Origin of the sequence: Streptomyces colwelliae (genome assembly GCF_048158785.1) — a bacterium.
Lineage (GTDB): Bacteria > Actinomycetota > Actinomycetes > Streptomycetales > Streptomycetaceae > Streptomyces.
In genome coordinates, this window is record NZ_JBLTJC010000791.1 from 1 (window position 1) to 1,426 (window position 1,426).

A 1,426-nucleotide genomic window follows, 5' to 3' on the forward strand; every position below is an offset into this window, starting at 1 on the left:
GCTCGGTGAGTTCGCCGAGCCGGTCACCGACCCGGATGTCCTTCGGGCCGGTCAGCGCCCCGATGTTCCCGGCGGTGAGCGGGTCGGGACCGGGGGCGAGTTCGGGCTCGGGAGCGGGTTCGGGATCAGGATCTGGCTTGGGTCCGGGATCAGGTTCAGGATCGGGATCCGGCTTGGGTTCGGGTTCGGGTGAGTCGGATCGGGATGAGCGACGTATCGAACGTCGGATCGATCAGTTGCGGGCGGGGAGCAGGAATGGTGGTCGGGTGGGGGTGACGTACAAATACTTCGGCGCGCCCGACGGCGCGACCGCGGCCCGCGTCCCGATCTCGATGCGCCCCGAGGAACTCGGCGGCGACGAGCTCGGGATGAACGGCATGTTCACCAAGATCAAGCCGGAGACGATGGCCGCGATGGTCCTCACCGGCATCGAGGGCGTCCCGCTCAACAAGGTGCCCCCGCTGGAACTGGTGGTCCTCCACCCCGACTACGCCGTCGTCAAACTCCCGATGACGGTCGTCGACCCCCTGCGCGGAATCGGCGAGGAGGCGGTCGGCGCGGCGGCGTTCATCTGGTCGACGGTGCCGGACCGGGGTGGGCCTCGGGATGCGTTCAATGTGTATCAACTGCTGCACGAGTGGCAGGACTTCAGCCATCGGTTGCATGAGGCGGGGCATCAGCCGTACTGCTTGGTGTGGCCGTGAGTTGAGGGTTCGGGGTGTGCGTGGCGGGCGGGGTTTTCGGACCCCGCCTTTTTCATGCCCTGAGGGCTCACACCCTGAGGTTCACGTCCCGAGGCTCATGCCCCGAGGTTCACACCCTGACGCACCGCCAGCCGCCACACCCCCTACAGCCGGAACCCGTCGATCGCCAGTTCCATCAAACGGTCCGCCTGGGCCGCGCCCTCGGCGTTGTCGGGTGTGCGCCACAGGCAGCTCAGGAGCATGATCACGTCGGTGGGGTCGAGGCCCGGCCGTACCGCGCCCGCGTGTTCGCACGCGTCCAGGAGCCGGCCGACCGCGGCGGTGACGGTGGCCGACGTCGTGCTGACGACCTCCTGCGCGGCGGCCGTGTTGAGCGCGTCGCCGAGGCCGTGCTTGAGGCGGACGTAGGCCGCGAGGGTGGTGAACCACTGCCGTAGCGCGTCCAGTGGGGCGTGGGCGGCGAGGACCTCCGGCACGGAGCCGACGAGGCGGTCCACGTCGAGGCGGTAGACCTCCAGGATCAGCGCCTCCCGCGTGGGGAAATGCCGGTAGAGCGTGCCGGCGCCGACCCCCGCGCGCTTGGCGATCGAGTTGAGCGAGACGCCCGGGGACTCGGCGAACGCGTCGTGGGCGACCTGGAGGATCGCCTCCCGGTTCTTCAGCGCGTCGGAGCGCTGCGGCACGGCGTCGGTCATGGGTCCTCCTGGCATACGTCCCCCTGA

General features: G+C 69.5%; 3 protein-coding genes. 2 read left to right on the plus strand and 1 reads right to left on the minus strand.

Translation table 11 applies throughout. The annotated features are described in order from the left end of the window. Positions 1-193 (plus strand): hypothetical protein (locus ACNFOC_RS54380; protein ID WP_416966313.1); only part of this gene is annotated, 193 nt, incomplete at its 5' end. A gap of 73 nt (positions 194-266) precedes the next feature. Continuing rightward, positions 267-704 (plus strand): hypothetical protein, encoded by a 438-nt coding sequence (locus ACNFOC_RS54385; RefSeq protein WP_019061278.1) that lies wholly within the window; start codon positions 267-269, stop codon positions 702-704. A gap of 143 nt (positions 705-847) precedes the next feature. On the opposite strand, the gene ACNFOC_RS54390 is transcribed toward ACNFOC_RS54385, so the two are convergent. Beyond that, on the minus strand, positions 848-1,399 hold the full coding sequence (locus tag ACNFOC_RS54390; RefSeq protein ID WP_416966314.1) for a TetR/AcrR family transcriptional regulator: 552 nt from the start codon (positions 1,397-1,399) through the stop codon (positions 848-850). Positions 1,400-1,426 lie beyond the last annotated feature (27 nt).